Source organism: Acinetobacter sp. AOR12_HL (genome assembly GCF_027855275.1).
In the GTDB taxonomy this organism is placed as follows: domain Bacteria; phylum Pseudomonadota; class Gammaproteobacteria; order Pseudomonadales; family Moraxellaceae; genus Acinetobacter; species Acinetobacter baumannii.
Window position 1 is genome coordinate 73,792 of record NZ_JAKTIJ010000004.1, and the last position, 22,689, is coordinate 96,480.

A 22,689-nucleotide genomic window follows, 5' to 3' on the forward strand; every position below is an offset into this window, starting at 1 on the left:
AGCTCAAAGTTGAGCTATTTTATGATGTTTCTAAATCTGACACGCAATTTAATCTTTCGATTCATCCTGTTCGATAGAAACAATATGAACTTTCTCGATTTTATGGCCTTCCATGGTTACAACTTCAAAGCGATAACCATCCGCTTCAACAGTTTCACCATTTTCAGGTAAACGGCCTAAATGGAATAACAAATAGCCCGATAAAGTAGAATATTGTTCACTTTCATCAACTAAGTCACGTCCAAGTAAAAGCGATACATGGCGAATATCGGTTGAGCCCTCAAGTATTAACGAACCGTCTTCTAAACTTTCTGCTGCTGCATCTAGTTCGTCTTCATCAGGGAACTCACCCGCAATTGCTTCTAAAATATCAATTGGTGTGGCAATACCTTCAATTGAACCATATTCATTTAGAACAATCGCCATTTGTAAAGGAGCCTGACGTAATTGCTCCATCACCATAAGCACTTGAGCATTTTCATGCACAATAACTGGCTCACGTAAGTGCTTTTGAAAATCGATAACGCCTGTTTCAATAAAGCCATTTAAAACTTTATGTGTAAGCGCAATACCTTCAATATTATCAAGTTCACCACGAGCAACAATTAAACGTGAATGTGTCATCGACATTAAACGTTCTTTTAAAACTTCTGGTTCTTCGTCTAAATCAATCCATTCAAGCTCAGGTCTTGGTGTCATCACTGACTTTACTGGACGTTCAGATAAACCAAGTACACCTTGTACAAGCACACTATGGTAAGCGCCATTTTCTTCATCAAAGACTTCATCAGCAAAAGCTTGAGTTGCCAATACATCTTCTTTATCAGCCGTTTGAGCGTCTGAAGTAGAACCGCTATTTTTACTGCCTAACATACGTAAAACCGCAGAAGCTGTGCGATAACGTAAATCTGTAGTAGTCACTAGCTTCTCTTGGTTGCGACGCATGGTTTGGTTGATCATTTCGACTAAAATTGAGAAACCAATTGCAGCATATAAATAACCCTTCGGAATATGGAAACCAAAACCTTCCACCACCAAAGAGAAACCAATCATCATCAAGAAGCCAAGACATAGAATAACTACTGTTGGGTGTTTATTGACAAAGTCCATGAGTGGTCTTGAAGCCCACAGCATAATACCCACAGCAATCACAACAGCAACCATCATGACTGACAGTTCTTTCACCATACCTACAGCAGTAATTACGCTGTCTAATGAGAATACGGCATCAAGCACAACAATCTGAACGATGACCATCCAGAACGCAGCATGAACAGGATTATCTTCTTTATGAAGTTGTTTACCTTCCATCCGCTCATGCAATTCCATGGTGCCTTTAAAGAGCAAGAACACACCACCGAACAATAAAATCAAATCACGGCCAGAGAATGGATGGCTAAAAATATGGAAAAGTGGTTGGGTGAGTGTCACGACCCAAGCAATTGAAGCTAAGAGGATAAGACGCATTCCCAAAGCGAGTATTAAACCCACTATACGTGCCTTAGTACGTTGTTCTGGTGGCAACTTTTCAGCCAAAATGGCAATAAAGACGAGGTTATCGATCCCTAGTACGATTTCAAGAACAATTAATGTCGCTAGGCCTACCCAAGCAGACGGATCAGACATCCATTCAAAGATCATTGATCCTGCTCCTGTGCTGGGTGGATTTTATCTTTATTGGGCAACGCAAAAGGCATGCCTAGACAAAGGGGGAATAATGTTTTTTTAGGACAAGAAATTAAAACGGAGCGACTACAACCACTACCCATATTTGTTCATATGTTGTTAAACGAATTTTCAGTATAGGCAAGATTTAACATAAATTCATCATTTTTATTTGATCATTATATGTATTCACCAAACCCATACAAAACATGAATCTTTCCTATAAAACTGCTTATAAAGTTGTCATATTTTTTGCTTAGTGTAGACAAGAAATATGAACGTGATAAGGTGAAAATAAAGCAATGAATAGCGTATTAACAATGGCAGTAAATGATTCACCAATAACATCTGTAAAAACAACACAACCTCTTATTGCATTATATTGTGGCTCACGAGCAGGAAATAACCCGATTTATCGCGAAAAGGCAATTGAATTAGCCAGCGGAATTGCTGAACAAGGTTTTGGTTTGGTCTACGGCGGTGCCAGTATTGGTTTAATGGGGCAAGTCGCAGAAAGCGTACTTGCACATGGTGGAGAAGCTGTAGGGGTCATTCCTGAATTTATGCTTGATTATGAAGTGGCGCATGCAGGACTGACCGAGTTGCATGTAGTAGAAACCATGCATGAGCGTAAAGCCATGATGGCAGAGCGCGCGAGTGCTTTTATCGCGCTACCTGGCGGTTTAGGAACATTCGAAGAAATTTTGGAAATTGCGACTTGGGGTCAACTCAATCAGCACCAAAAGCCTATGATTTTATATAACGTAAATGGTTTTTATAATGCATTAATTGCTCAGTTAGACCATGCTGTACAAGAAGGCTTCCTTCCTCTTCAGCATCGAGCTAAATTAATTGTATGTGAAGAAATCGACCAAATTTATAACGTCATTAAAAACTTAAAAATGCCAAAGAGATTTGTTGTTTAATCTCTCTACCTCAACAAAAAAGCGGATTCTTCCGCTTTTTTTATTTTATCTATTTATACTCATTCACTTGAAAGTCCGGTTATATAGCTGCTCTAAATAATAGAAGTTAAACTTACAAAGCGTTTATTCAACATTGACTTACTTTTTTTAAATTCAATTTGTTTTACACTAGGCGAAAACGTTAATTTTCAAATGTTATGAATGCCACGCCAACCCATCAAGCCTTGCAACCCGAATATCGCCTATTGGTTCTTTTGGTTTCCATTGGCTTTTTTATGCAGGCATTAGATACAACAATTGTAAATACTGCCATTCCTGCAATGGCACACCATTTAAATGAAGATCCATTACGTATGCATAGCGTAGTGGTGGCTTATGTTTTATCTGTAGCTGCCTGTATTCCTTTAAGTGGATGGTTGGCCGACCGCTTTGGTGTTAGAAATACGTTTTTATCAGCAATCATTATTTTCACGCTTGCTTCCTTAGGTTGTGGTCTTTCTCAAAGCCTAAATCAGCTTTTATTTTTCCGTGTCATTCAGGGTGTTGGGGGTGCGTTATTACTCCCTGTTGGTCGTTTATCACTTTTAAAAATTATTCCCCGAACTCAATTTTTGGCAGCCATGAGTCTCATGAGTCTGGCAGGTTTACTAGGCCCTTTAGCTGGTCCAACACTAGGTGGTTGGCTCGTTGAAGTTGCAACGTGGCATTGGATCTTTCTTATTAATATTCCAATGGGAGTATTGGGCATATTAATGACATTAAAGGTCATGCCAAATGTAAAAGAGCCTACCGTTAAAACTTTTGACCTTATTGGGTTTGTGCTCTTAGTCATCGCAATGATTGGCTGGTCTTTGGGTATTGAACATCTTGCCTCACCTGAATATTCCAAATGGTTTAGTATTTCTTTATTAGTGGTCGGGGTAGTCGCAACCCTTTGGTATGCCTACCATTCACATACCCATCAAAATGCATTGTTCCGCAGCCGACTCTTTAGAAACAAAATTTACGCGATTGGTATTTTAGGTAATTTCTTTGCCCGCTTTGGTGGTAATGCCTTACCTTTTGTTTTACCACTCATGCTACAGGTCGCTTTTGGTTTTGAACCATTCATTGCGGGATTAATGATGATTCCGTTAGTGTTAGGGTCACTTTTCTCCAAGCCGATTGTTAGACCGATTATTCAGAAAATGGGTTATCGCCGCTTTCTGTTAATTAACACAACCTTAGTGGGTCTATGTATTGCGTCTTTTGCCATTATGACTGTCGACACCCCAACTTGGTTTAGAGCTTTACACTTTTTCTTATTTGGTACATTAAACTCATTACAATTTGTGGGAATGAATACACTCACCTTAAAAGATTTGCCTCAACAAGATGCAAGTAGCGGTAATAGTTTCTTATCAATGATTATGATGCTTTCAATGAGTATTGGTGTTGCACTGGCAGGTACACTCATTAATATATTTACCGATTACTATGGTACAGCACATGTGACAACTGCCTTCCATGTCACCCTGATTTGTTTAGGTTGTATTAATATCATTACCGCACTGATCTTTTGGCAAATTCCCAAAAATACGCCTGTGTAAGCAGTTGCATTTTTAGCGTGGTTTCTCGCTCGCGAATCACGCTATGATGTGAACTTCATATTAATACTGAGTTTTGCATGACCAAGCTGGCAAAAACCTTTTCTGCACCACGCTACAATACCCTCATTGGGATTGTTTTAGCTTGTGTTATGGGGGTTCTCACTTACTTCGGTCTGTTCTACCAGCAAAAAGCTATTGCTCAAGATTATCCAGTTCAAGGCTTTGATGTCTCTCACCATCAAGAAAATATCAACTGGAAAAAAATATCACCCCAAAAATTTCAGTTTGTCTATTTAAAAGCGACTGAAGGCGGTGATTATAAAGATCCAAAATTTCAAGAAAACTGGTTAAAAGCACGCGAACATGGCTTTCATGTCGGGGCTTATCATTTTTACCGTTTATGTCGTGATGGTAAAACACAAGCTGAAAATTTTATTGCAACTGTACCCAACAAAGTTGATGCCCTTCCTCCCGTTATTGATCTGGAATATGACAGCAGCTGTATTAATTCCCATACCAAAGAACAATTACTTAAAGAAATAGGCATCATGCATGACAGCTTAAAGCATCATTATGGTAAACAGCCTATCTTTTATATTTCCAAAACTTTTTACCACATTGTATTAATAGGGAGTTTCCCTAATACTCCTCTTTGGGTCAGAGATTACGAAGGGAAACCTGAGCTGAAAGACAAGCGAAAATGGCTCTTTTGGCAGCATAGTAATCAAGGTAAAATTGAAGGCATGACCAAGCCAGTAGACTTAAATGTTTATGAAGGTTCAGTCAAAGAATGGCACCAATTTTTACAGCAGCAAGGCATCGTGAAAGCACAATAATATGCGCAAAATCATTCATATCGATATGGATGCCTTTTATGCATCGGTCGAATTGCGAGAACGTCCTGATCTAAGGCATCTCCCAGTAGTTATTTCATCGCATCACCCGCGCGCCGTAATTGCAGCTGCTTCTTATCCTGCTCGTGAGTTTGGTTTACGCTCTGCCATGTCCATGAGCCAAGCAAGAAAACTATGCCCTCAAGTTGTTATTATTGAGCCGAATTTCGAAAAATATCGTGCCATCTCGGCTGAAATTCATAGTATATTTCAACAATACACGACTCTTATTGAGCCTTTATCTTTAGATGAAGCCTATCTTGATGTCACTGAAAATTTAAAACAAATCGCGAGTGCGACCGAAGTGGCTATGCATATTCGGGAAGATATTTTCAGGCAAACCGGGCTGACAGCCTCGGCTGGTGTAGCACCTAATAAATTCTTGGCAAAAGTTGCGTCCGACTGGAATAAACCGAATGGCCTGTTTGTTATAAAACCTTCTCAAGTAGCCAGTTTTATTCAGGACTTGCCCTTAAAAAAAATTCCAGGAGTAGGCAAAGTTACCCAAGAAAAGCTACAACAGCTTGAACTACATACGCTAGGCGACTTACAAAAAATTGAAGAAGCTGTTTTAGTTCACCACTTCGGTAAATATGGTCAACAGCTTTATTTATACGCTCAAGGCATCGACAACCGGCCCGTACAAGCTGAACGTGCCCGACAGCAAATTTCGAAAGAAACCACATTTGATAGTGACTTTACTTTAGCCCAGTGCCAACCCTACTGTCATGGTCTAGCCGAAAAAGTCTGGCAAAGTTTAGAGAAAAAGCAGCTTAATGCTCGTGGTGTAAATATTAAGCTCAAACTTAAGAATTTCCAGACTTTGCAACACAGTAAAAGTTTTAAAAACCCAATTCATTCTCAACAAGACCTGATTCAAGTTTTATTCTTACTTTTAAATGAGATGCATATTCCCGAAAACTTCCAATTTCGGCTCATTGGTATTGGGGTTTATCAATTACAAACTAAAGCTGACGACTTTCAGTTGTCTTTATGGTGAGTGTTGTTTTTTTATACAAAAGAACAAGTTTTAAACAAAAACAGTTCCCTTTTGCTTAAAGTTTAAAGTAATCTAATCAGCGCATATTCATTACCCATGTATTTGCAACATGCCAAAGCAACCTTTACTTTCGGCATATCGTCCTGTGATTGGCGTGACGACCAAATCCGAATATTACAGGGCACTTAAAGTACATGGGGCTTGCCCGTTCTTATAAATCACAACAATAATCTACTGAAATTCTTTTGCACTTGCTTGCACCTGCCTACGAACTCTTCATAAAATCGAACTATTCAATAAAGACACTTTAGAGCATTTTTATGACGGTAAAACGCTTACACGTAACTTCAAGATATTGTGAAGTGGCGATTTCGGGTAATTTAGTCCATTTAGCAGGGCAGCTCGCTGATGACACCAGTGTAGACATTACGGCGCAAACTCAACAAACTTTGGACAATATTGATCGCTTACTTGCTGAAGCCGGAACTGACAAAAGTCATATCCTGTCTGTCATGATTTTTCTAAAGGATATTGATAAGGACTATGCAGCCATGAATGCAGTGTGGGATGCATGGATTAGCAAAGAGCATCCACCTGCTCGTACTTGTGTTGAATCTAAACTTTATGCACCTGATGTACTTGTAGAAATGACCGTTGTTGCGGTACTTCCTTAATTCTTATTAATTTTAATCAATAAAAACCTGAGCAAGATCATGATCGATATTGCTCAGGTTTTAATTTTTAAAGTTGATAATATCAGCATTTTTTAAAATCTTATTTAATGAGGCTTAAAATTAAATTACTGTAAGACCTAATTTTTAAGACTTTACAAAAGCATTTGAAATTCTTTCTAGCTGAGGCGTTGCATGTAAAGTTGCCATCTCTGATTCAGGGGTCAATAAGTCTCTTCTTAACTCATGATAATCTGGCACAGTGCTGTAACTTAATACACGATAGCCCGCAAGCTGTAATAAACGGCGCTCATATTGTTGATGTGCTCGGCGTAAACCACTTTCTTCAAGCATAACCACTACAACAACCTGATAATTTTGATCAAGCACAACAAAGTCAGCTGTCATATTTTGATATTTGCGACGAGTGTGAGCATATTTCGTTGTTAATAATGCATCAAATGAAACATGAGCTAACACAGTAAATTTAGGCAATACTGTCTGTAAACGAGTTAATGTCATTTGTTCATGACTACTTAACACGGCACGGCGCTTTAAAGCACTGTCTTGTTGATGCTTTCTTGAGAGGCTTTTCGCCGCCATAACAACGGTCAAAAATAGTAATAAGATTGTAATTAAATAGTACATGGGTCCATCCTTTAAGTTTTTTATAATGATTTTGCTAGATCACGCTTTGTTTTAATTGATAACGACGCAGCCGTTCTTTAAAAGGTTCACTTAGTAATTTCACTTGTAGTTATCAAGCTTGGCTTAAATTTAGCCACCCTCACATTATTTATAAACACAGACTCAGCAACAATCAAGTGCAGCTCGTCAGATTTTTAGGATTTATCATTTTTCATTACACTTTTTACATAAAAAATGCTCAGAAATCTCACCATATGATTTATCCACTCACTTTAAAAATAAAAAAGGCTCTTAAACAGAGCCTTTTTTATCGTTATCCACGAGCTTTTGATTTTGGTTTACTTTTACCACCAAATGGTCTCTTTTCACCTGTTTCACGAGGTGGTAGACCCGTATGTTGAGTCAGTACCTGCCCTTTTTGCGGTCGTTTATGCTGATTTTTATTTTGAGCTGTTTGACCTGAACGCTTCACTGAATCGCCCGCAACAGTCGAGTTCTTCTTACGTGCAGATTTATATTCTCCTTCCGCCCCTTTCGGTTGATAAGTTGGAATTAAATGTTGCTTTGAATTACCAATTAAATCAGCGCGGCCCATTTCTTTAAGTGCTTCACGAAGTAATGGCCAGTTATTTGGATCGTGGTAACGTAAGAATGCTTTGTGCAGACGACGGCGTTTTTCGCCTTTTACAATGTCTACATTTTCAGTGTAACGCGCCACTTTTGCGAGTGGGTTTTTCCCTGAATAATACATGGTTGTCGCAGTTGCCATCGGTGATGGGTAGAACGTCTGTACCTGATCGGCACGGAAACCATTCTTCTTCAGCCAGATCGCAAGATGCATCATGTCATAATCAGAAGTACCTGGGTGTGCAGCAATAAAGTAAGGAATTAAATATTGCTCTTTTCCTGCTTCTTTACTAAAGCGATCAAACATTTGTTTGAAACGGTCATACGTACCAATACCCGGTTTCATCATCTTAGATAACGGGCCTTGTTCAGTATGCTCTGGTGCAATTTTTAAATAACCGCCAACATGGTGTTGTACCAGCTCTTTGACATATTCAGGGTTCAATACTGCAAGGTCATAACGTAATCCCGATCCAATCAGAATCTTCTTCACCCCTTTAATCGCACGTGCTTTACGATAAAGCTGTACTAAAGGTGCATGATCGGTATGCAAGTTTTGACAAACACCCGGATATACACAAGAAGGTTTACGACAGTTCTTCTCAATTTCAGGGTCTTTACAATGCAAACGGTACATGTTTGCTGTTGGACCACCTAAGTCTGAAATAATACCGGTGAAGTTCGGCGCTGTATCACGAATTTTCTCGATCTCACGTAAGATCGAATCTTCCGAACGGTTTTGGATAATACGGCCTTCATGTTCTGTAATCGAACAGAATGTACAACCACCAAAACAGCCACGCATAATGTTGACCGAGAATTTGATCATATCAAATGCAGGGAAACGCGCATCTCCATATGCAGGATGCGGCAAACGTGCATATGGCAAATCAAATACATAATCCATTTCCTCTGTGGTTAGAGGAATTGGAGGTGGATTGATCCAGACATCACGCTCACCATGACGTTGAACCAAAGCACGTGCATTACCCGGGTTGGTTTCAAGGTGCAAAATACGGTTTGCATGTGCATAAAGCACTTGATCATTCGCCACTTCTTCAAAAGAAGGTAAACGAATTACAGCCAATTCTCGCGGAGGTAACTTGTGTTTAATCGCTTTTGACTGAGCAGGCTTTAGCTGAACAATCTGAGTATTTTCATCAAGTTGGTCGCCTTCACGTACAATCGGATTTGCAACAATTTCTTTTTGAAAACCTTGATATTGAGCTAGTGTGTTGCCTTTATCTTTCTCAATTTCACAACCATCAATATCTTCAGTCATGACATATGGGTTAATAATTGGGTCAACACGCCCAATCGTATCTACATCATTACTGGCAATTTCAACAAATTTTGCTTTAGCCGCTTTATTATGTTTATTAATAATAAATGCTGTACCACGAACATCTGTAATCTCGTGGATTTTTTCACCTTTAGCCAAACGGTGCATCACATCGATAATGGCACGTTCACCATTACCATACATAAGCATATCGGCTTTTGAATCCATCAAAATTGAACGACGGACTTTGTCTGACCAATAATCATAGTGCGCAATACGACGTAAACTACCTTCAATACCACCTAATAGTACAGGTACATCTGGGAATGCTTCACGACAACGTTGGCAATAAACCGTTGCCGCACGGTCAGGACGTTTGTTCGGTTCATTGTTTGGAGAATATGCATCATCCGAACGGATTTTACGATCTGCCGTATAGCGGTTGATCATCGAATCCATATTGCCCGCAGTCACTCCCCAAGCAATCGTTGGCTTACCCAATACACGGAAACTTTCAACATTGGTCCAGTCTGGCTGCGCGATAATACCTACACGGAAACCTTGCGCTTCCAATACTCGTCCAATCACACCCGATACAAATGATGGATGATCAATATAAGCATCGCCACAGACTAGAATAAAGTCACACGCATCCCAGCCGAGTTGGTCCATTTCTTCTCGTGACATCGGCAAAAATGGCGCTGGTTCAAAACACGACGCCCAATATTTGTCGTAATCAAACAACGCTTTTGGCGCAGTTTGCATAGTATAAGCGGTAGACATGGCTTGCGAATCTCGGCTAGCAGATGGAGGAGAGACATCTAAAGATGAAAGCCGATCATTTTAACATGAATTTCATTCATTTTCCTTGTTTATAAAACACGCGAAAACAACAATATAGAAATTAATTTGATTAAAGTTTGCTCAATATTTTATTCTTAGATTAAATACGGCGGAATAAAATCCGCCGCAGATCGAACTCATTTATTTATATAATTTAGAAAAGAGCTTTTGGTAAACGAATCTGAATAATCTCGTTATCATCGGCCAACTTTGCATTACGTCCCGTCGACCCAGGGAAGTTATTATCATTGAAAACCGTCAGTGTTGTACCATTTTCAATAATTACATCTTCAATGGTTTCAAATGGGAAGGCAAAAACCTGTCCCGTACCAATATCCCCTGCTCTAGCTGTGCCATACAACATATTCGGGTTAGCAATTTTAATTAAATCGACTAAGTCTTCACGGCTGACCAGCTGGCCTGACTCATTTAATTTAATACGGATTAATTTTTTATAGCCGCCTAAATTATTCTGCGTGGCATCACGTTCAATAATAATACCCTCATTATTATTAAAGAGTTGGAAATCACCAATATTGGTTGCTTTACTGTCTAACTGGAACCAATAATATTTTCCTGTATACGCTTTTTTCTTAATATCGAATTGGGAAATCAACAATTGTCTTTCTGTTTCCCGAATTGATTTAATTGGCTTTTCTATAAGAGGATAAAGATACTGCCCATCTGGCGAAATCGCCATTCCTTCAAAACCGCCACTTTGTTGAACCAAAGGCTCTACAAAATTAATTTGTGCTTTATTAAATTGATTTTGTGGTGAACGTAATTCTTGAGTTGGATTTAATGGATTTGGTAAAGGAATCGGAGCGTCTAAAAGTACACCATCTGCTGAGAAATGGAGTAAATATGGACCAAATTCATCTCCAATCCAGTAGGTCCCATCACTAGTACGCTGCAGCGACTCTGGGTCAAAATCAGCACCCGTTAATAAACGCTCAGGTGTATTACCATTGATGATATTAAATGGAATTAATTTATTCGGATCACGCAGTTGGATAAAACTTTGCACAGTAACTTGACCGGTGCCTTTAGTTTTAGTTTTGAAATCAGGCTTTATTTTATAAATACGAAGTAAAAAGTCTGATGAATTATCTTGAGTCCCAAAACCGTTATCGGCCATTGCCATATAACTGCCATCTTCATTTTTTAATGCAGCAGAAAATCCCTGTACAGGTTGACCTTTAAACGGAGGATAAATTCCATTTGCACCTTTCACATATGCTCCTGAGTCTGGTCCAGCAGCATAAGTTTCTACAGGTAACTTAGCAAAAGAAATTAGAGTTGGTTCGGTAACGTTTTCAGTAGGTGAAGTTTGATCTTGATCGTTATCATCGTTACATGCCGTCAATCCTAAACTGGCACAGCATAATAATGCGACTAAAGTTTTTTTGCTCATGATTTTATACAGTTGGTAAAAAATTAAGCAAATTTAATCAAGCTTGTATGAAGTTTTTGCTTCAAAAATATGAAATCTTTATGGCGAAAATATGACAAGCCTATTGTTTAGCACCCAATAGAAAACTGAACTTGTTAGTAAAGCTAATTAAAGTTTTGTTGGCTGATATTCTCCAGCAATTGCTGCTTTCAAAAAGTTCTGAAAAGTTGGGCATTCCATATGATTTTCAGCAGGACACACCGCAGCATGTTGTAATCCTTGACTAATAAAATGTAATCGCTTTGCCATTTGCTCTAGTTGTTCAGCTTTATCTTTTAGTTTTTGACGGTCAAGATCAGGCTTACCATCTTGCCCAAACATTGTGGCAATTTCATTTAAAGAAAAACCTGCAGCACGACCTAAAGCAATTAATGCCAGTTGATCAATTACTTGTTTGCCATATTGTCGACGTAAGCCCTGCCGTCCTATCGATTTAATTAGTCCTTTCTCTTCATAAAAACGTAACGTAGCCGTTGTGACTTTTGCCTTCTTAGCGACTTCACCAATATCCATAATACCCTCTTGACTTCAAGTGAACTTTAACTTGCACAATAAATTTATCACGTTTCATACGTATAAAAGCAAGGTGTAAAAATGAATACATCCACTCTGTTCTTTCAAGCTTTATGTCTTGGTATTGGTGCAACCATCGTTATGGATATATGGCTGTTAATACTAAAAATATTTAATGTCCCGACTTTAAACTTTGCCTTTCTTGGACGTTGGGTGGGCTGGATATTTCAAGGAAAACTTGTCCATCAATCTATTGCTAAAAGTCCTCCAATGAAGGGGGAATATTTATTAGGCTGGATTGCTCACTATAGTGTCGGAATTATCTTTGCATCGAACTTTCTTTTAATTGTAGGTTCGACTTGGCTCGACCATCCTCAGTTTTACTCAGCACTACTGTTTGGTTTGGTCACCGTTCTCATTCCTTTTTTTATTATGCAACCAGCTATGGGTAGTGGTTTTGCCTCATCAAAAACACCTCACCCTTTTTTGAACTGTCTGAAAAGTTTGCTGAACCATAGTGTTTTTGGCTGTGGTTTATATCTCACTGCAAAACTATTTCAAATTTAAATAAAGGGAAATTTCCATGAAAACTGTTGCCATTATTTACCATAGTCGCCAAGGTCACACCCAATTTATTGCTCAGCAAATTCAAATTGGCATCTTGAGCCATCACAATATTAAAGCAGATTTACTCAATGCCGAGGATCTTATCGAGCGTCCAGAAATTCTTATCCAATATGACGGATTAATTTGGGGATCTCCTACTTATTTAGGTGGTGTATCTTCCAAGTTAAAACAGCTCATGGATGCAACTGGTCCATTATGGAAAAAACAAAGTTTTAAAGGGAAATTAGCAGCTGGGTTTACCGTTTCATCTCTTCCTGCTGGTGATAAACAATCCACACTAATTTCAATTTTTACTTTTTGCATGCAACACAGCATGTTATGGGTAGGTAACCCAATTCTACCAGAACAGCATCAAGGTGTTGCCTATACACAAGCAGCTAACCGACTCGGTTCATGGTCAGGTTTAATGGCTCAGGCTGAACATGCTAGTAATGCAGATGGTTTTGATGAGGGAGATATTAAAACTGCTCAACAATTTGGTGAAAATTTTGCATTGACCTTAAATGCTTATCAAGGGACTTAACTCCATAGTTGAAAAAGAACGTCTGTAAGTTAAAACGTACAAAATTTGGAGTCATTAACGGATATTCAACTTGAGTATTTTTTCATAACATATAAATCATAGAGAGACAGGAAGTCTCATTGAACAAGAATAAGAACGCAGGAAGCGGTAGTTGACAGGAGTTAGCTACATAAAGCTGAATACGAAGAAACCTCGACAGGATGTCGGGGTTTTTTCATTTCAATAATACAAAAATCTTACTTTTTGCTTGGGCTGAGCAACAGAACTTATATTGATCCAATAAATACGGCTGAATACCATCATTTCATTTGAAATTTGATTATTGGTTTTGTATTTTGCTTACCTCATCTCTAGCTCAAGATCATTTTGCACCATCACAATTACAGCGCCTTAGTCTCAAATTTTTTATTATTGCGTTGATGACAATAATGACGGGATGTACAAGTTTAGGCCCTAATAGCGGTTCATTTTCTTGGCGCTCAAGTAAGCTTTCGTCTGGCTTACAAAAAGCTTATTCTGTTCCGCCAAGTACAGCAAATCGCCTATCTCCAATGATTATTCAAAGCGCTGATAGATATAATGTTCCACCGCTTTTATTGGCAGCCGTGATCAGGCAAGAGTCTAGCTATAATAGTAATGCTCGCTCTCCCACCGGCGCTATTGGGTTAACACAAATTATTCCCAGTTATTGGCAACAAACTTGTACTGGTAACTTGTTTGATGAATCTACCAACATCCAATGTGGTGCTTATATTTTAAATCATTACTATCAGACAGCAGATAGCTGGTTCAAAGCGACAGCATATTATAATGTTGGTCCAACAGGATATGAACGAAGTTTCTGGACACGACACAAAGCAAAAAAATATGCTCGATCTGTGAAACGTCATCAGAAAACTTTAAAAAGTGCTTTATAAATTAAGATTAAATAAAAAAGCCCATTTATTAATGGGCTTTTTTATACGGTTAATTTTATTCGTCAAATAAACCTTCAAATAAAACAGAAGATAAATAGCGTTCCCCACTGTCTGGAAGAATAACAACAATTGTTTTACCTGCATTTTCAGGAAGCTCTGCAATTTTAGCCGCTGCTGCCAATGCAGCACCACTTGAAATACCCACTAAAATACCTTCTTGGGTGGCACAATTTCTCGCCCATTGAATTGCTTCTTCACTACTCACTGGTATGACTTCATCAACTAAATCTAAATCAAGATTCTTTGGAATAAAGTTTGCTCCAATTCCCTGAATTTTATGCGGTGCGGGTGTAATGTTCTCACCATTTTTTGTTTGAGTAATAATTGGAGACTCAGCAGGTTCAACTGCTACTGAGTACAATGGCTTATTCTGAACTTGTTCAAAATAACGAGAAATACCCGTAATCGTACCTCCTGTACCTACACCAGCTACCAAGATATCAACTTGCCCACCTGTTGCTTGCCAGATTTCTGGTCCAGTCGTATCAACATGAATTTGTGGATTAGCTGGGTTTTCAAACTGTTGTGGCAAGAAATAAACATCTGGTTGTTCAGTTGCTAACCGCACAGCTTCATCAACTGCACCTTTCATTCCCTTCGCTGGCTCTGTTAGGACTAAATTGGCACCAAGTGCTTTTAACACTTTTCTACGCTCAAGACTCATGCTTGCAGGCATAGTTAAAGTAATGGAATAACCTTTTGCCGCCGCTACGAACGCCAATGCAATACCAGTATTACCACTGGTTGGCTCAACAATATGCATGCCTTCTTTCAACGCGCCTCTTTTTTCTGCATCTGCAATCAGCGCAGCTCCAATACGGCATTTCACAGAAAAGGCAGGATTACGACTTTCTACTTTGGCTAATACGGTTGCGCCCGTTTTAATCAAACGATTAATACGTACTAAAGGAGTATTACCAATAGCTTCGGCATTATTGGAATAAACTGCGATACCTAAATTATTGGGTGTTGGGAATTGTGGATCAGTAGACATGTTATATCCTTATTAGATTTGGAATGATTCTGAATCATTATAGGCTTGTCAGTTAAACAGGAAAGTAGAAAACATTAAGTTTTATATATTTTTAATACTTTAAGTTTAAAAAGCGATATTTATTAAAGTATTTAAAATAACAAAGAACAGTTTCGCAAATATGAAATATATGCAAAAAATTTATTTTTCAAAATAAAAACTTTCAGCTTACACTTATAAGTTATTGAACTTTATTGTGTTTAGAAATATAAATTTTAGGTTTAAGCCCGAAAAACTCTATTCTTTTCTTCCATGAATCTATAGCTAATAAAAATTGAATAGAACTAATATCAGTAATTTTCTGAATATTTTTATCAAATACAAACCATAAAGCTGCTGAATTAATAGTATATTCAATATTTACTTCTTTTTGCATTATAAGTTCTATTGATGTCTTTGATTGCTCAATATTATAGATTAAAGACTCTGGTTTACTGGCAATTTTAACTGATATAATTTCTTTATCTTTATACAAATCAGCAACCTCAATCTTATGTTTTCTTTTCCCTGTTTCTATTGCTCTAATTTCCTTGAGTTGTCTATCTAACAAAACATAGCCTTCTTCTTGACTTAATTTCTGATTAAAATAATATTCTCTATATAAAATTTTATTATCAGTAACCACTTCTTGATCTAGATTTTCTGCTTTTTCAGCTCTCCATTTCAAATATTCTGTTTCTATTAAATCTTCTTTCAAAATAGTCTCTATATTATCTAAAGATCTTTTAAGATATTCCATAAAAGTAGAATTAAAACAGAACCACTCTCCATTCTTCAAGAAATAACAATAGCCTTCTAGTTCCTTATAATAGTCAACAACTTCTTTTATGGGACTAGTATAAACACCACTATCTTCCCTTTTAAATTGTATTTTAAGATTGTCTAAATTAACTACTTTTTCATCTTCAACAAATTTAGCAATTTCTAAAATATCTAAACTATTACCTAACTTCCTTCTAAAAGTTTTGCCTTTTTTCTTTCTATAAACAATTTCATAACTATATTCACTATAACTAAAACAAATATTTATACCAAAAGCTCTGATTTCTTCGATTCCAACAGCAAAATTATGGTCTAATAATGATGTTAAAAGCTCATTATCTAATTCTTCTACTAAAACTTCATCCGTTACAGCTTCCAATTTCGGTAAGTTAATAATAGGGTTCCTTTTTACTGTATCACTGATACTATTAAAGATTTCAACTAATTCCTCGGGCCTTTTATTAATATCCATTTGGATAGAATCGGCAAAAATTATATTTTTCTCTCCCCATATTTCTTTATCTGTCGCTTTAAGTTTTATATGCTCAACTGATTCACCAGATTCATAACTGTCCTTCACAAAACTTGCATATGAGGAAATATCTTGTCTTTTTGTACCTGTAAAGTATCTACTCTTTTTCAAAAGAATTGTATTTTCATCAGCCATTCTAACAGCCAAGCTAATACCAAAATCAAATTCTATAAATTTTGATAAATAAAAATGAGATTTACCTAAACTAACAGCATATATTTCTTTATTGTCATCTGTATTCCGACATATTAATAAGCCATAAAAAAAGTGATTACTAGGTGCTTTTACATCTTTATTAAAAAATTCTCTATAAGTTGTCCACCACCATATTTCATTTCCCTTTAACTTTTCTGAAAAATAAAATGTCATCTCATAATTTCCTGAGATTATAGTTTTTTGCTCGATCAAATCAACTTTTTCGACTTTTTCTATTAATTCATCATATTTATTTGGTCTAATTTTATAAATATTATATGTATTCCCCATACTTTTACCTTTAAATTCCTATTTATGATTAAAAGTTATACACCAATAACAATATAATTATAAATATTTATTTTTCAAGCATAAAAAAACACCCCAACCTCTTTTGAGATTGGGGTGTTTGGAATAATGAGCTGGCGATGACTTACTCTCACATGGGTAATCCCACACTACCATCAGCGCTAAGAGGTTTCACTTCTGAGTTCGGGAAGGGATCAGGTGGTTCACTCTTGCTATGGTCGCCAGCACAACTGTTTATGGATACTTGCTTGGGTCTTATTTGATGCCGAAGCGTTTTCCAAATCTGTAACAGACTGGGCTGATTGAATCTTACTTTACTTGTTCATTTTAGCTAGAGGTATAACTAAATCAAGTTGTCTTGCATATTTAAGAATCGATTGATGCTTCATATACAACTGCTTGGGTGTTGTATAGTCAAGCCTCACGAGCAATTAGTATTGGTCAGCTTCACATATCACTATGCTTCCACATCCAACCTATCAACGTCCTAGTCTCGAACGGCTCTTTAGAGGACATAAAGTCCTAGGGAAATCTTATCTTGAGGTAGGCTTCCCGCTTAGATGCTTTCAGCGGTTATCCCTTCCGAACATAGCTACCCGGCGATGCGACTGGCGTCACAACCGGTACACCAGAGGTTCGTCCACTCTGGTCCTCTCGTACTAGGAGCAGATCCTCTCAAATTTCCAGCGCCCACGGTAGATAGGGACCGAACTGTCTCACGACGTTCTAAACCCAGCTCGCGTACCTCTTTAAATGGCGAACAGCCATACCCTTGGGACCTGCTTCAGCCCCAGGATGAGATGAGCCGACATCGAGGTGCCAAACACCGCCGTCGATATGAACTCTTGGGCGGTATCAGCCTGTTATCCCCAGAGTACCTTTTATCCGTTGAGCGATGGCCCTTCCATACAGAACCACCGGATCACTAAGACCTACTTTCGTACCTGCTCGACTTGTGGGTCTCGCAGTTAAGCGCGCTTTTGCCTTTATACTCTACGCGTGATTTCCGACCACGCTGAGCGCACCTTCGTACTCCTCCGTTACTCTTTAGGAGGAGACCGCCCCAGTCAAACTACCCACCAGACACGGTCCTCGTCCCGGATCACGGGACAGAGTTAGAACCTCAACATTACCAGGGTGGTATTTCAAGGACGGCTCCACTGGAACTAGCGTTCCAGCTTCAAAGCCTCCCACCTATCCTACACAAGTAAGGTCAAAGTTCAGTGTCAAGCTGCAGTAAAGGTTCACGGGGTCTTTCCGTCTAGCCGCGGGTACACTGCATCTTCACAGCGATTTCGATTTCACTGAGCCTCTGCTGGAGACAGCGCCGCCATCATTATGCCATTCGTGCAGGTCGGAACTTACCCGACAAGGAATTTCGCTACCTTAGGACCGTTATAGTTACGGCCGCCGTTTACTGGGGCTTCGATCAAGAGCTTCGCTTACGCTAACCCCATCAATTAACCTTCCAGCACCGGGCAGGCATCACACCCTATACGTCCACTTTCGTGTTTGCAGAGTGCTATGTTTTTAATAAACAGTTGCAGCGGCCTGGTTTCTGCGGCTGTCGTCAGCTCAGGAAGCGAGTTCCATCACCAACAACAGCGTACCTTCTCCCGAAGTTACGGTACCATTTTGCCTAGTTCCTTCAGCAGAGTTCTCTCAAGCGCCTTGGTCTACTCGACCTGACCACCTGTGTCGGTTTCGGGTACGATTCCTGTGTAACTGAAGCTTAGAGACTTTTCCTGGAAGCATGGCATCAACCACTTCGCTGTACAAGTACAGCTTGCTATCAGATCTCAGCATAGAGTACCCCGGATTTGCCTAAGATACATGCCTACATCCTTTCACCTGGACAACCAACGCCAGGCTGATTTAGCCTTCTCCGTCCTCTCATCGCATTACACAGAAGTAATGGAATATTAACCATTTTCCCATCGACTACGCCTTTCGGCCTCGCCTTAGGGGTCGACTCACCCAGCCCCGATTAACGTTGGACTGGAACCCTTGGTCTTTCGGCGAACGGGTTTTTCACCCGTTTTGTCGTTACTCACGTCAGCATTCGCACTTCTGATACCTCCAGCATGCTTCTCAACACACCTTCATCGGCTTACAGAACGCTCCCCTACCACGTATACAAAGTATACATCCGCAGCTTCGGCACATAGTTTTAGCCCCGTTACATCTTCCGCGCAGGCCGACTCGACTAGTGAGCTATTACGCTTTCTTTAAAGGGTGGCTGCTTCTAAGCCAACCTCCTAGCTGTCTATGCCTTCCCACATCGTTTCCCACTTAACTATGATTTTGGGGCCTTAGCTGGCGGTCTGGATTGTTTTCCTCTTGACTACGGACGTTAGCACCCGCAGTCTGTCTCCCGGATAGTACTCATAGGTATTCGGAGTTTGCATCGGTTTGGTAAGTCGGGATGACCCCCTAGCCGAAACAGTGCTCTACCCCCTATGGTATTCGTCCGAGGCGCTACCTAAATAGCTTTCGGGGAGAACCAGCTATCACCAGGCTTGATTAGCCTTTCACCCCTATCCACAAGTCATCCCCTGGCTTTTCAACGACAGTGGGTTCGGTCCTCCAGTTAGTGTTACCCAACCTTCAACCTGCTCATGGATAGATCGCCTGGTTTCGGGTCTATACCCAGCAACTAAACGCCCTATTAAGACTCGATTTCTCTACGGCTCCCCTATACGGTTAACCTCGCTACTGAATATAAGTCGCTGACCCATTATACAAAAGGTACGCAGTCACACCACGAAGGTGCTCCCACTGCTTGTATGCATGCGGTTTCAGGATCTATTTCACTCCCCTCACAGGGGTTCTTTTCGCCTTTCCCTCACGGTACTGGTTCACTATCGGTCAGTCAGGAGTATTTAGCCTTGGAGGATGGTCCCCCCATATTCAGACAAGGTTTCACGTGCCTCGCCCTACTCGTCATCATTATGTGTGCCCTTTCGTGTACGGGAATATCACCCTCTACGTTCGCACTTCCCAGAGCGTTCCACTAAAACACACATAACTTAATGGGCTGATCCCCGTTCGCTCGCCGCTACTGAGGGAATCTCAATTGATTTCTTTTCCTAAGGGTACTGAGATGTTTCACTTCCCCTCGTTCGCCTTGCAACACTATGTATTCATGTTGCAATACCTACCTTAAAGTAGGTGGGTTCCCCCATTCAGACATCTCCGGATCAAAGGATATTTGCCGCCTCCCCGGAGCTTTTCGCAGGCTATCACGTCTTTCATCGCCTCTGACTGCCAAGGCATCCACCACATGCACTTAATTACTTGACTATACAACCCCAAACAGTCGATGTTACCTACAAGTTAGTAACTTCAACATTTCAGTTTAGAGCACTGTGCACTTAAGCACCGTACAGCTTCAATCTAAATTCACATACCAAAACGCTTGATTCAGTTAATTTGCTAGTTCTCAATTCATCTAGATTAATTGCTTAACCTAAACTCTTGAGTGAACAATTTATTTCAGACTCAATTTTGCCAATCTGTTAATGAGTTAATGTGTCTTCGTCAGATCACACTAATTACCGTGATAATGAAATCACAGAAGTTAATAAACCAAGATCTCAATCTTTATTTACTAATTTCTGTAATCCGAACTTATCTTAAGTTCTGGTGGAGACTAGGAGAGTCGAACTCCTGACCTCCTGCGTGCAAAGCAGGCGCTCTACCAACTAAGCTAAGTCCCCAGCTTACATCATCAATCATGTATCTTTTATCTATAACTTCAACCAGTCAAAGTCATGGTGGGTCTGACAAGACTTGAACTTGTGACCCCACGCTTATCAAGCGTGTGCTCTAACCAACTGAGCTACAGACCCTCAGATACATCTATGAAGAACAACTTGTTGTGGATTCTTACCAATCGTCAATCTTTCGTTAAGGAGGTGATCCAGCCGCAGGTTCCCCTACGGCTACCTTGTTACGACTTCACCCCAGTCATCGGCCACACCGTGGTAACCGCCCTCTTTGCAGTTAGGCTAGCTACTTCTGGTGCAACAAACTCCCATGGTGTGACGGGCGGTGTGTACAAGGCCCGGGAACGTATTCACCGCGGCATTCTGATCCGCGATTACTAGCGATTCCGACTTCATGGAGTCGAGTTGCAGACTCCAATCCGGACTACGATCGGCTTTTTGAGATTAGCATCACATCGCTGTGTAGCAACCCTTTGTACCGACCATTGTAGCACGTGTGTAGCCCTGGCCGTAAGGGCCATGATGACTTGACGTCGTCCCCGCCTTCCTCCAGTTTGTCACTGGCAGTATCCTTAAAGTTCCCATCCGAAATGCTGGCAAGTAAGGAAAAGGGTTGCGCTCGTTGCGGGACTTAACCCAACATCTCACGACACGAGCTGACGACAGCCATGCAGCACCTGTATCTAGATTCCCGAAGGCACCAATCCATCTCTGGAAAGTTTCTAGTATGTCAAGGCCAGGTAAGGTTCTTCGCGTTGCATCGAATTAAACCACATGCTCCACCGCTTGTGCGGGCCCCCGTCAATTCATTTGAGTTTTAGTCTTGCGACCGTACTCCCCAGGCGGTCTACTTATCGCGTTAGCTGCGCCACTAAAGCCTCAAAGGCCCCAACGGCTAGTAGACATCGTTTACGGCATGGACTACCAGGGTATCTAATCCTGTTTGCTCCCCATGCTTTCGTACCTCAGCGTCAGTATTAGGCCAGATGGCTGCCTTCGCCATCGGTATTCCTCCAGATCTCTACGCATTTCACCGCTACACCTGGAATTCTACCATCCTCTCCCATACTCTAGCTCACCAGTATCGAATGCAATTCCCAAGTTAAGCTCGGGGATTTCACATCCGACTTAATAAGCCGCCTACGCACGCTTTACGCCCAGTAAATCCGATTAACGCTCGCACCCTCTGTATTACCGCGGCTGCTGGCACAGAGTTAGCCGGTGCTTATTCTGCGAGTAACGTCCACTATCCCTAGGTATTAACTAGAGTAGCCTCCTCCTCGCTTAAAGTGCTTTACAACCATAAGGCCTTCTTCACACACGCGGCATGGCTGGATCAGGGTTCCCCCCATTGTCCAATATTCCCCACTGCTGCCTCCCGTAGGAGTCTGGGCCGTGTCTCAGTCCCAGTGTGGCGGATCATCCTCTCAGACCCGCTACAGATCGTCGCCTTGGTAGGCCTTTACCCCACCAACTAGCTAATCCGACTTAGGCTCATCTATTAGCGCAAGGTCCGAAGATCCCCTGCTTTCTCCCGTAGGACGTATGCGGTATTAGCATCCCTTTCGAGATGTTGTCCCCCACTAATAGGCAGATTCCTAAGCATTACTCACCCGTCCGCCGCTAGGTCCAGTAGCAAGCTACCTTCCCCCGCTCGACTTGCATGTGTTAAGCCTGCCGCCAGCGTTCAATCTGAGCCATGATCAAACTCTTCAGTTAAAATCATTTTGCACCTTATTTATAGACAAGGTGCCAATTCTGGCTCATCAATTACTGACTTAAATTTCGCTCAAATAAACTTCGAGTAATTTAAACCAATCAATCAATGAAAATTATTTCGATTAATCAATCAGTAAAAATCCACACAAGTTGTTCTTCAATTCTCTTAATGAT

Annotated in this window: 15 protein-coding genes, 2 tRNA genes, 3 rRNA genes and 1 pseudogene; 8 read left to right on the top strand and 13 right to left on the bottom strand. The window is 40.2% G+C overall.

What is annotated here, in order from left to right; genetic code table 11:
* Nucleotides 1-48: 48 nt before the first annotated feature.
* A complete protein-coding gene (locus MKL36_RS00995; protein ID WP_000575778.1) occupies nucleotides 49-1,641 on the bottom strand; it encodes a TerC family protein in 1,593 nt (530 codons plus the stop codon).
* Between the two features lie 326 nt (nucleotides 1,642-1,967).
* Here MKL36_RS00995 and MKL36_RS01000 point away from each other — a divergent pair, with 326 nt between their 5' ends.
* From MKL36_RS01000 to dinB, 4 genes are all read left to right on the top strand, one after another.
* Nucleotides 1,968-2,591 carry a TIGR00730 family Rossman fold protein gene (locus MKL36_RS01000; RefSeq protein ID WP_001089658.1) on the top strand — a complete coding sequence of 208 codons (624 nt, stop codon included), beginning with the start codon at nucleotides 1,968-1,970 and terminating at the stop codon, nucleotides 2,589-2,591.
* Nucleotides 2,592-2,788: 197 nt separating this feature from the next.
* Complete coding sequence (mdtD, locus tag MKL36_RS01005; protein ID WP_002125133.1) at nucleotides 2,789-4,180, top strand: multidrug transporter subunit MdtD; 1,392 nt, start codon at nucleotides 2,789-2,791, stop codon at nucleotides 4,178-4,180.
* Nucleotides 4,181-4,257: 77 nt separating this feature from the next.
* Complete coding sequence (locus MKL36_RS01010) at nucleotides 4,258-5,016, top strand: glycoside hydrolase family 25 protein (protein WP_000163506.1); 759 nt, start codon at nucleotides 4,258-4,260, stop codon at nucleotides 5,014-5,016.
* A gap of 1 nt (nucleotide 5,017) precedes the next feature.
* Entirely contained in the window at nucleotides 5,018-6,073 is a 1,056-nt protein-coding gene (gene dinB / locus MKL36_RS01015) for a DNA polymerase IV (protein ID WP_086374138.1), read from the top strand.
* A gap of 58 nt (nucleotides 6,074-6,131) precedes the next feature.
* On the opposite strand, the pseudogene MKL36_RS01020 reads toward dinB, so the two are convergent.
* Nucleotides 6,132-6,194, bottom strand: a pseudogene (locus tag MKL36_RS01020) (hypothetical protein); the annotation flags it as partial.
* Between the two features lie 199 nt (nucleotides 6,195-6,393).
* Between MKL36_RS01020 and MKL36_RS01025 the strand changes: the two are divergent.
* Nucleotides 6,394-6,747, top strand: coding sequence for a RidA family protein (locus tag MKL36_RS01025; RefSeq protein ID WP_000216804.1), 354 nt, complete (start codon nucleotides 6,394-6,396; stop codon nucleotides 6,745-6,747).
* 144 nt (nucleotides 6,748-6,891) lie between these two features.
* Here the strand turns inward: MKL36_RS01025 and MKL36_RS01030 are convergent, their stop codons facing one another.
* From MKL36_RS01030 to MKL36_RS01045, 4 genes are all read right to left on the bottom strand, one after another.
* Complete coding sequence (locus MKL36_RS01030) at nucleotides 6,892-7,392, bottom strand: DUF2726 domain-containing protein (RefSeq protein WP_000291528.1); 501 nt, start codon at nucleotides 7,390-7,392, stop codon at nucleotides 6,892-6,894.
* Nucleotides 7,393-7,705: 313 nt separating this feature from the next.
* Nucleotides 7,706-10,084, bottom strand: coding sequence for a YgiQ family radical SAM protein (locus tag MKL36_RS01035; protein WP_017816790.1), 2,379 nt, complete (start codon nucleotides 10,082-10,084; stop codon nucleotides 7,706-7,708).
* A gap of 214 nt (nucleotides 10,085-10,298) precedes the next feature.
* Nucleotides 10,299-11,558: an esterase-like activity of phytase family protein gene (locus MKL36_RS01040; protein ID WP_021510978.1), complete on the bottom strand. Its 1,260-nt coding sequence runs from the start codon at nucleotides 11,556-11,558 to the stop codon at nucleotides 10,299-10,301.
* A 147-nt stretch (nucleotides 11,559-11,705) separates the two neighbouring features.
* Complete coding sequence (locus MKL36_RS01045; RefSeq protein WP_021510977.1) at nucleotides 11,706-12,110, bottom strand: helix-turn-helix domain-containing protein; 405 nt, start codon at nucleotides 12,108-12,110, stop codon at nucleotides 11,706-11,708.
* 81 nt (nucleotides 12,111-12,191) lie between these two features.
* Here MKL36_RS01045 and MKL36_RS01050 point away from each other — a divergent pair, with 81 nt between their 5' ends.
* The 3 genes from MKL36_RS01050 (at nucleotide 12,192) to MKL36_RS01060 (ending at nucleotide 14,177) form a co-directional block, all read left to right on the top strand.
* On the top strand, nucleotides 12,192-12,677 hold the full coding sequence (locus tag MKL36_RS01050) for a DUF2938 domain-containing protein (protein WP_004842784.1): 486 nt from the start codon (nucleotides 12,192-12,194) through the stop codon (nucleotides 12,675-12,677).
* Between the two features lie 16 nt (nucleotides 12,678-12,693).
* On the top strand, nucleotides 12,694-13,260 hold the full coding sequence (locus MKL36_RS01055; protein WP_021510976.1) for a flavodoxin family protein: 567 nt from the start codon (nucleotides 12,694-12,696) through the stop codon (nucleotides 13,258-13,260).
* Between the two features lie 308 nt (nucleotides 13,261-13,568).
* A complete protein-coding gene (locus MKL36_RS01060; protein ID WP_086374137.1) occupies nucleotides 13,569-14,177 on the top strand; it encodes a lytic transglycosylase domain-containing protein in 609 nt (202 codons plus the stop codon).
* Nucleotides 14,178-14,232: 55 nt separating this feature from the next.
* On the opposite strand, the gene cysK is transcribed toward MKL36_RS01060, so the two are convergent.
* From cysK to MKL36_RS01095, 7 genes are all read right to left on the bottom strand, one after another.
* The gene (gene cysK / locus MKL36_RS01065; RefSeq protein ID WP_021510974.1) at nucleotides 14,233-15,231 is read right to left on the bottom strand and encodes a cysteine synthase A; all 999 of its coding nucleotides are present in this window, start codon (nucleotides 15,229-15,231) and stop codon (nucleotides 14,233-14,235) included.
* Nucleotides 15,232-15,451: 220 nt separating this feature from the next.
* Nucleotides 15,452-17,050: a DUF6119 family protein gene (locus MKL36_RS01070; RefSeq protein ID WP_021510973.1), complete on the bottom strand. Its 1,599-nt coding sequence runs from the start codon at nucleotides 17,048-17,050 to the stop codon at nucleotides 15,452-15,454.
* Between the two features lie 129 nt (nucleotides 17,051-17,179).
* Nucleotides 17,180-17,294 (bottom strand): 5S ribosomal RNA (rrf, locus tag MKL36_RS01075).
* A gap of 184 nt (nucleotides 17,295-17,478) precedes the next feature.
* Nucleotides 17,479-20,371: ribosomal RNA gene (locus MKL36_RS01080) — 23S ribosomal RNA — on the bottom strand.
* Between the two features lie 340 nt (nucleotides 20,372-20,711).
* Nucleotides 20,712-20,787, bottom strand: a tRNA-Ala gene (locus MKL36_RS01085).
* 55 nt (nucleotides 20,788-20,842) lie between these two features.
* Nucleotides 20,843-20,919, bottom strand: a tRNA-Ile gene (locus MKL36_RS01090).
* A 59-nt stretch (nucleotides 20,920-20,978) separates the two neighbouring features.
* A 16S ribosomal RNA gene (locus MKL36_RS01095) occupies nucleotides 20,979-22,515 on the bottom strand.
* The 16S, 23S and 5S rRNA genes sit together here with 2 tRNA genes alongside, the layout of an rRNA operon.
* Between the last annotated feature and the right edge of the window lie 174 nt (nucleotides 22,516-22,689).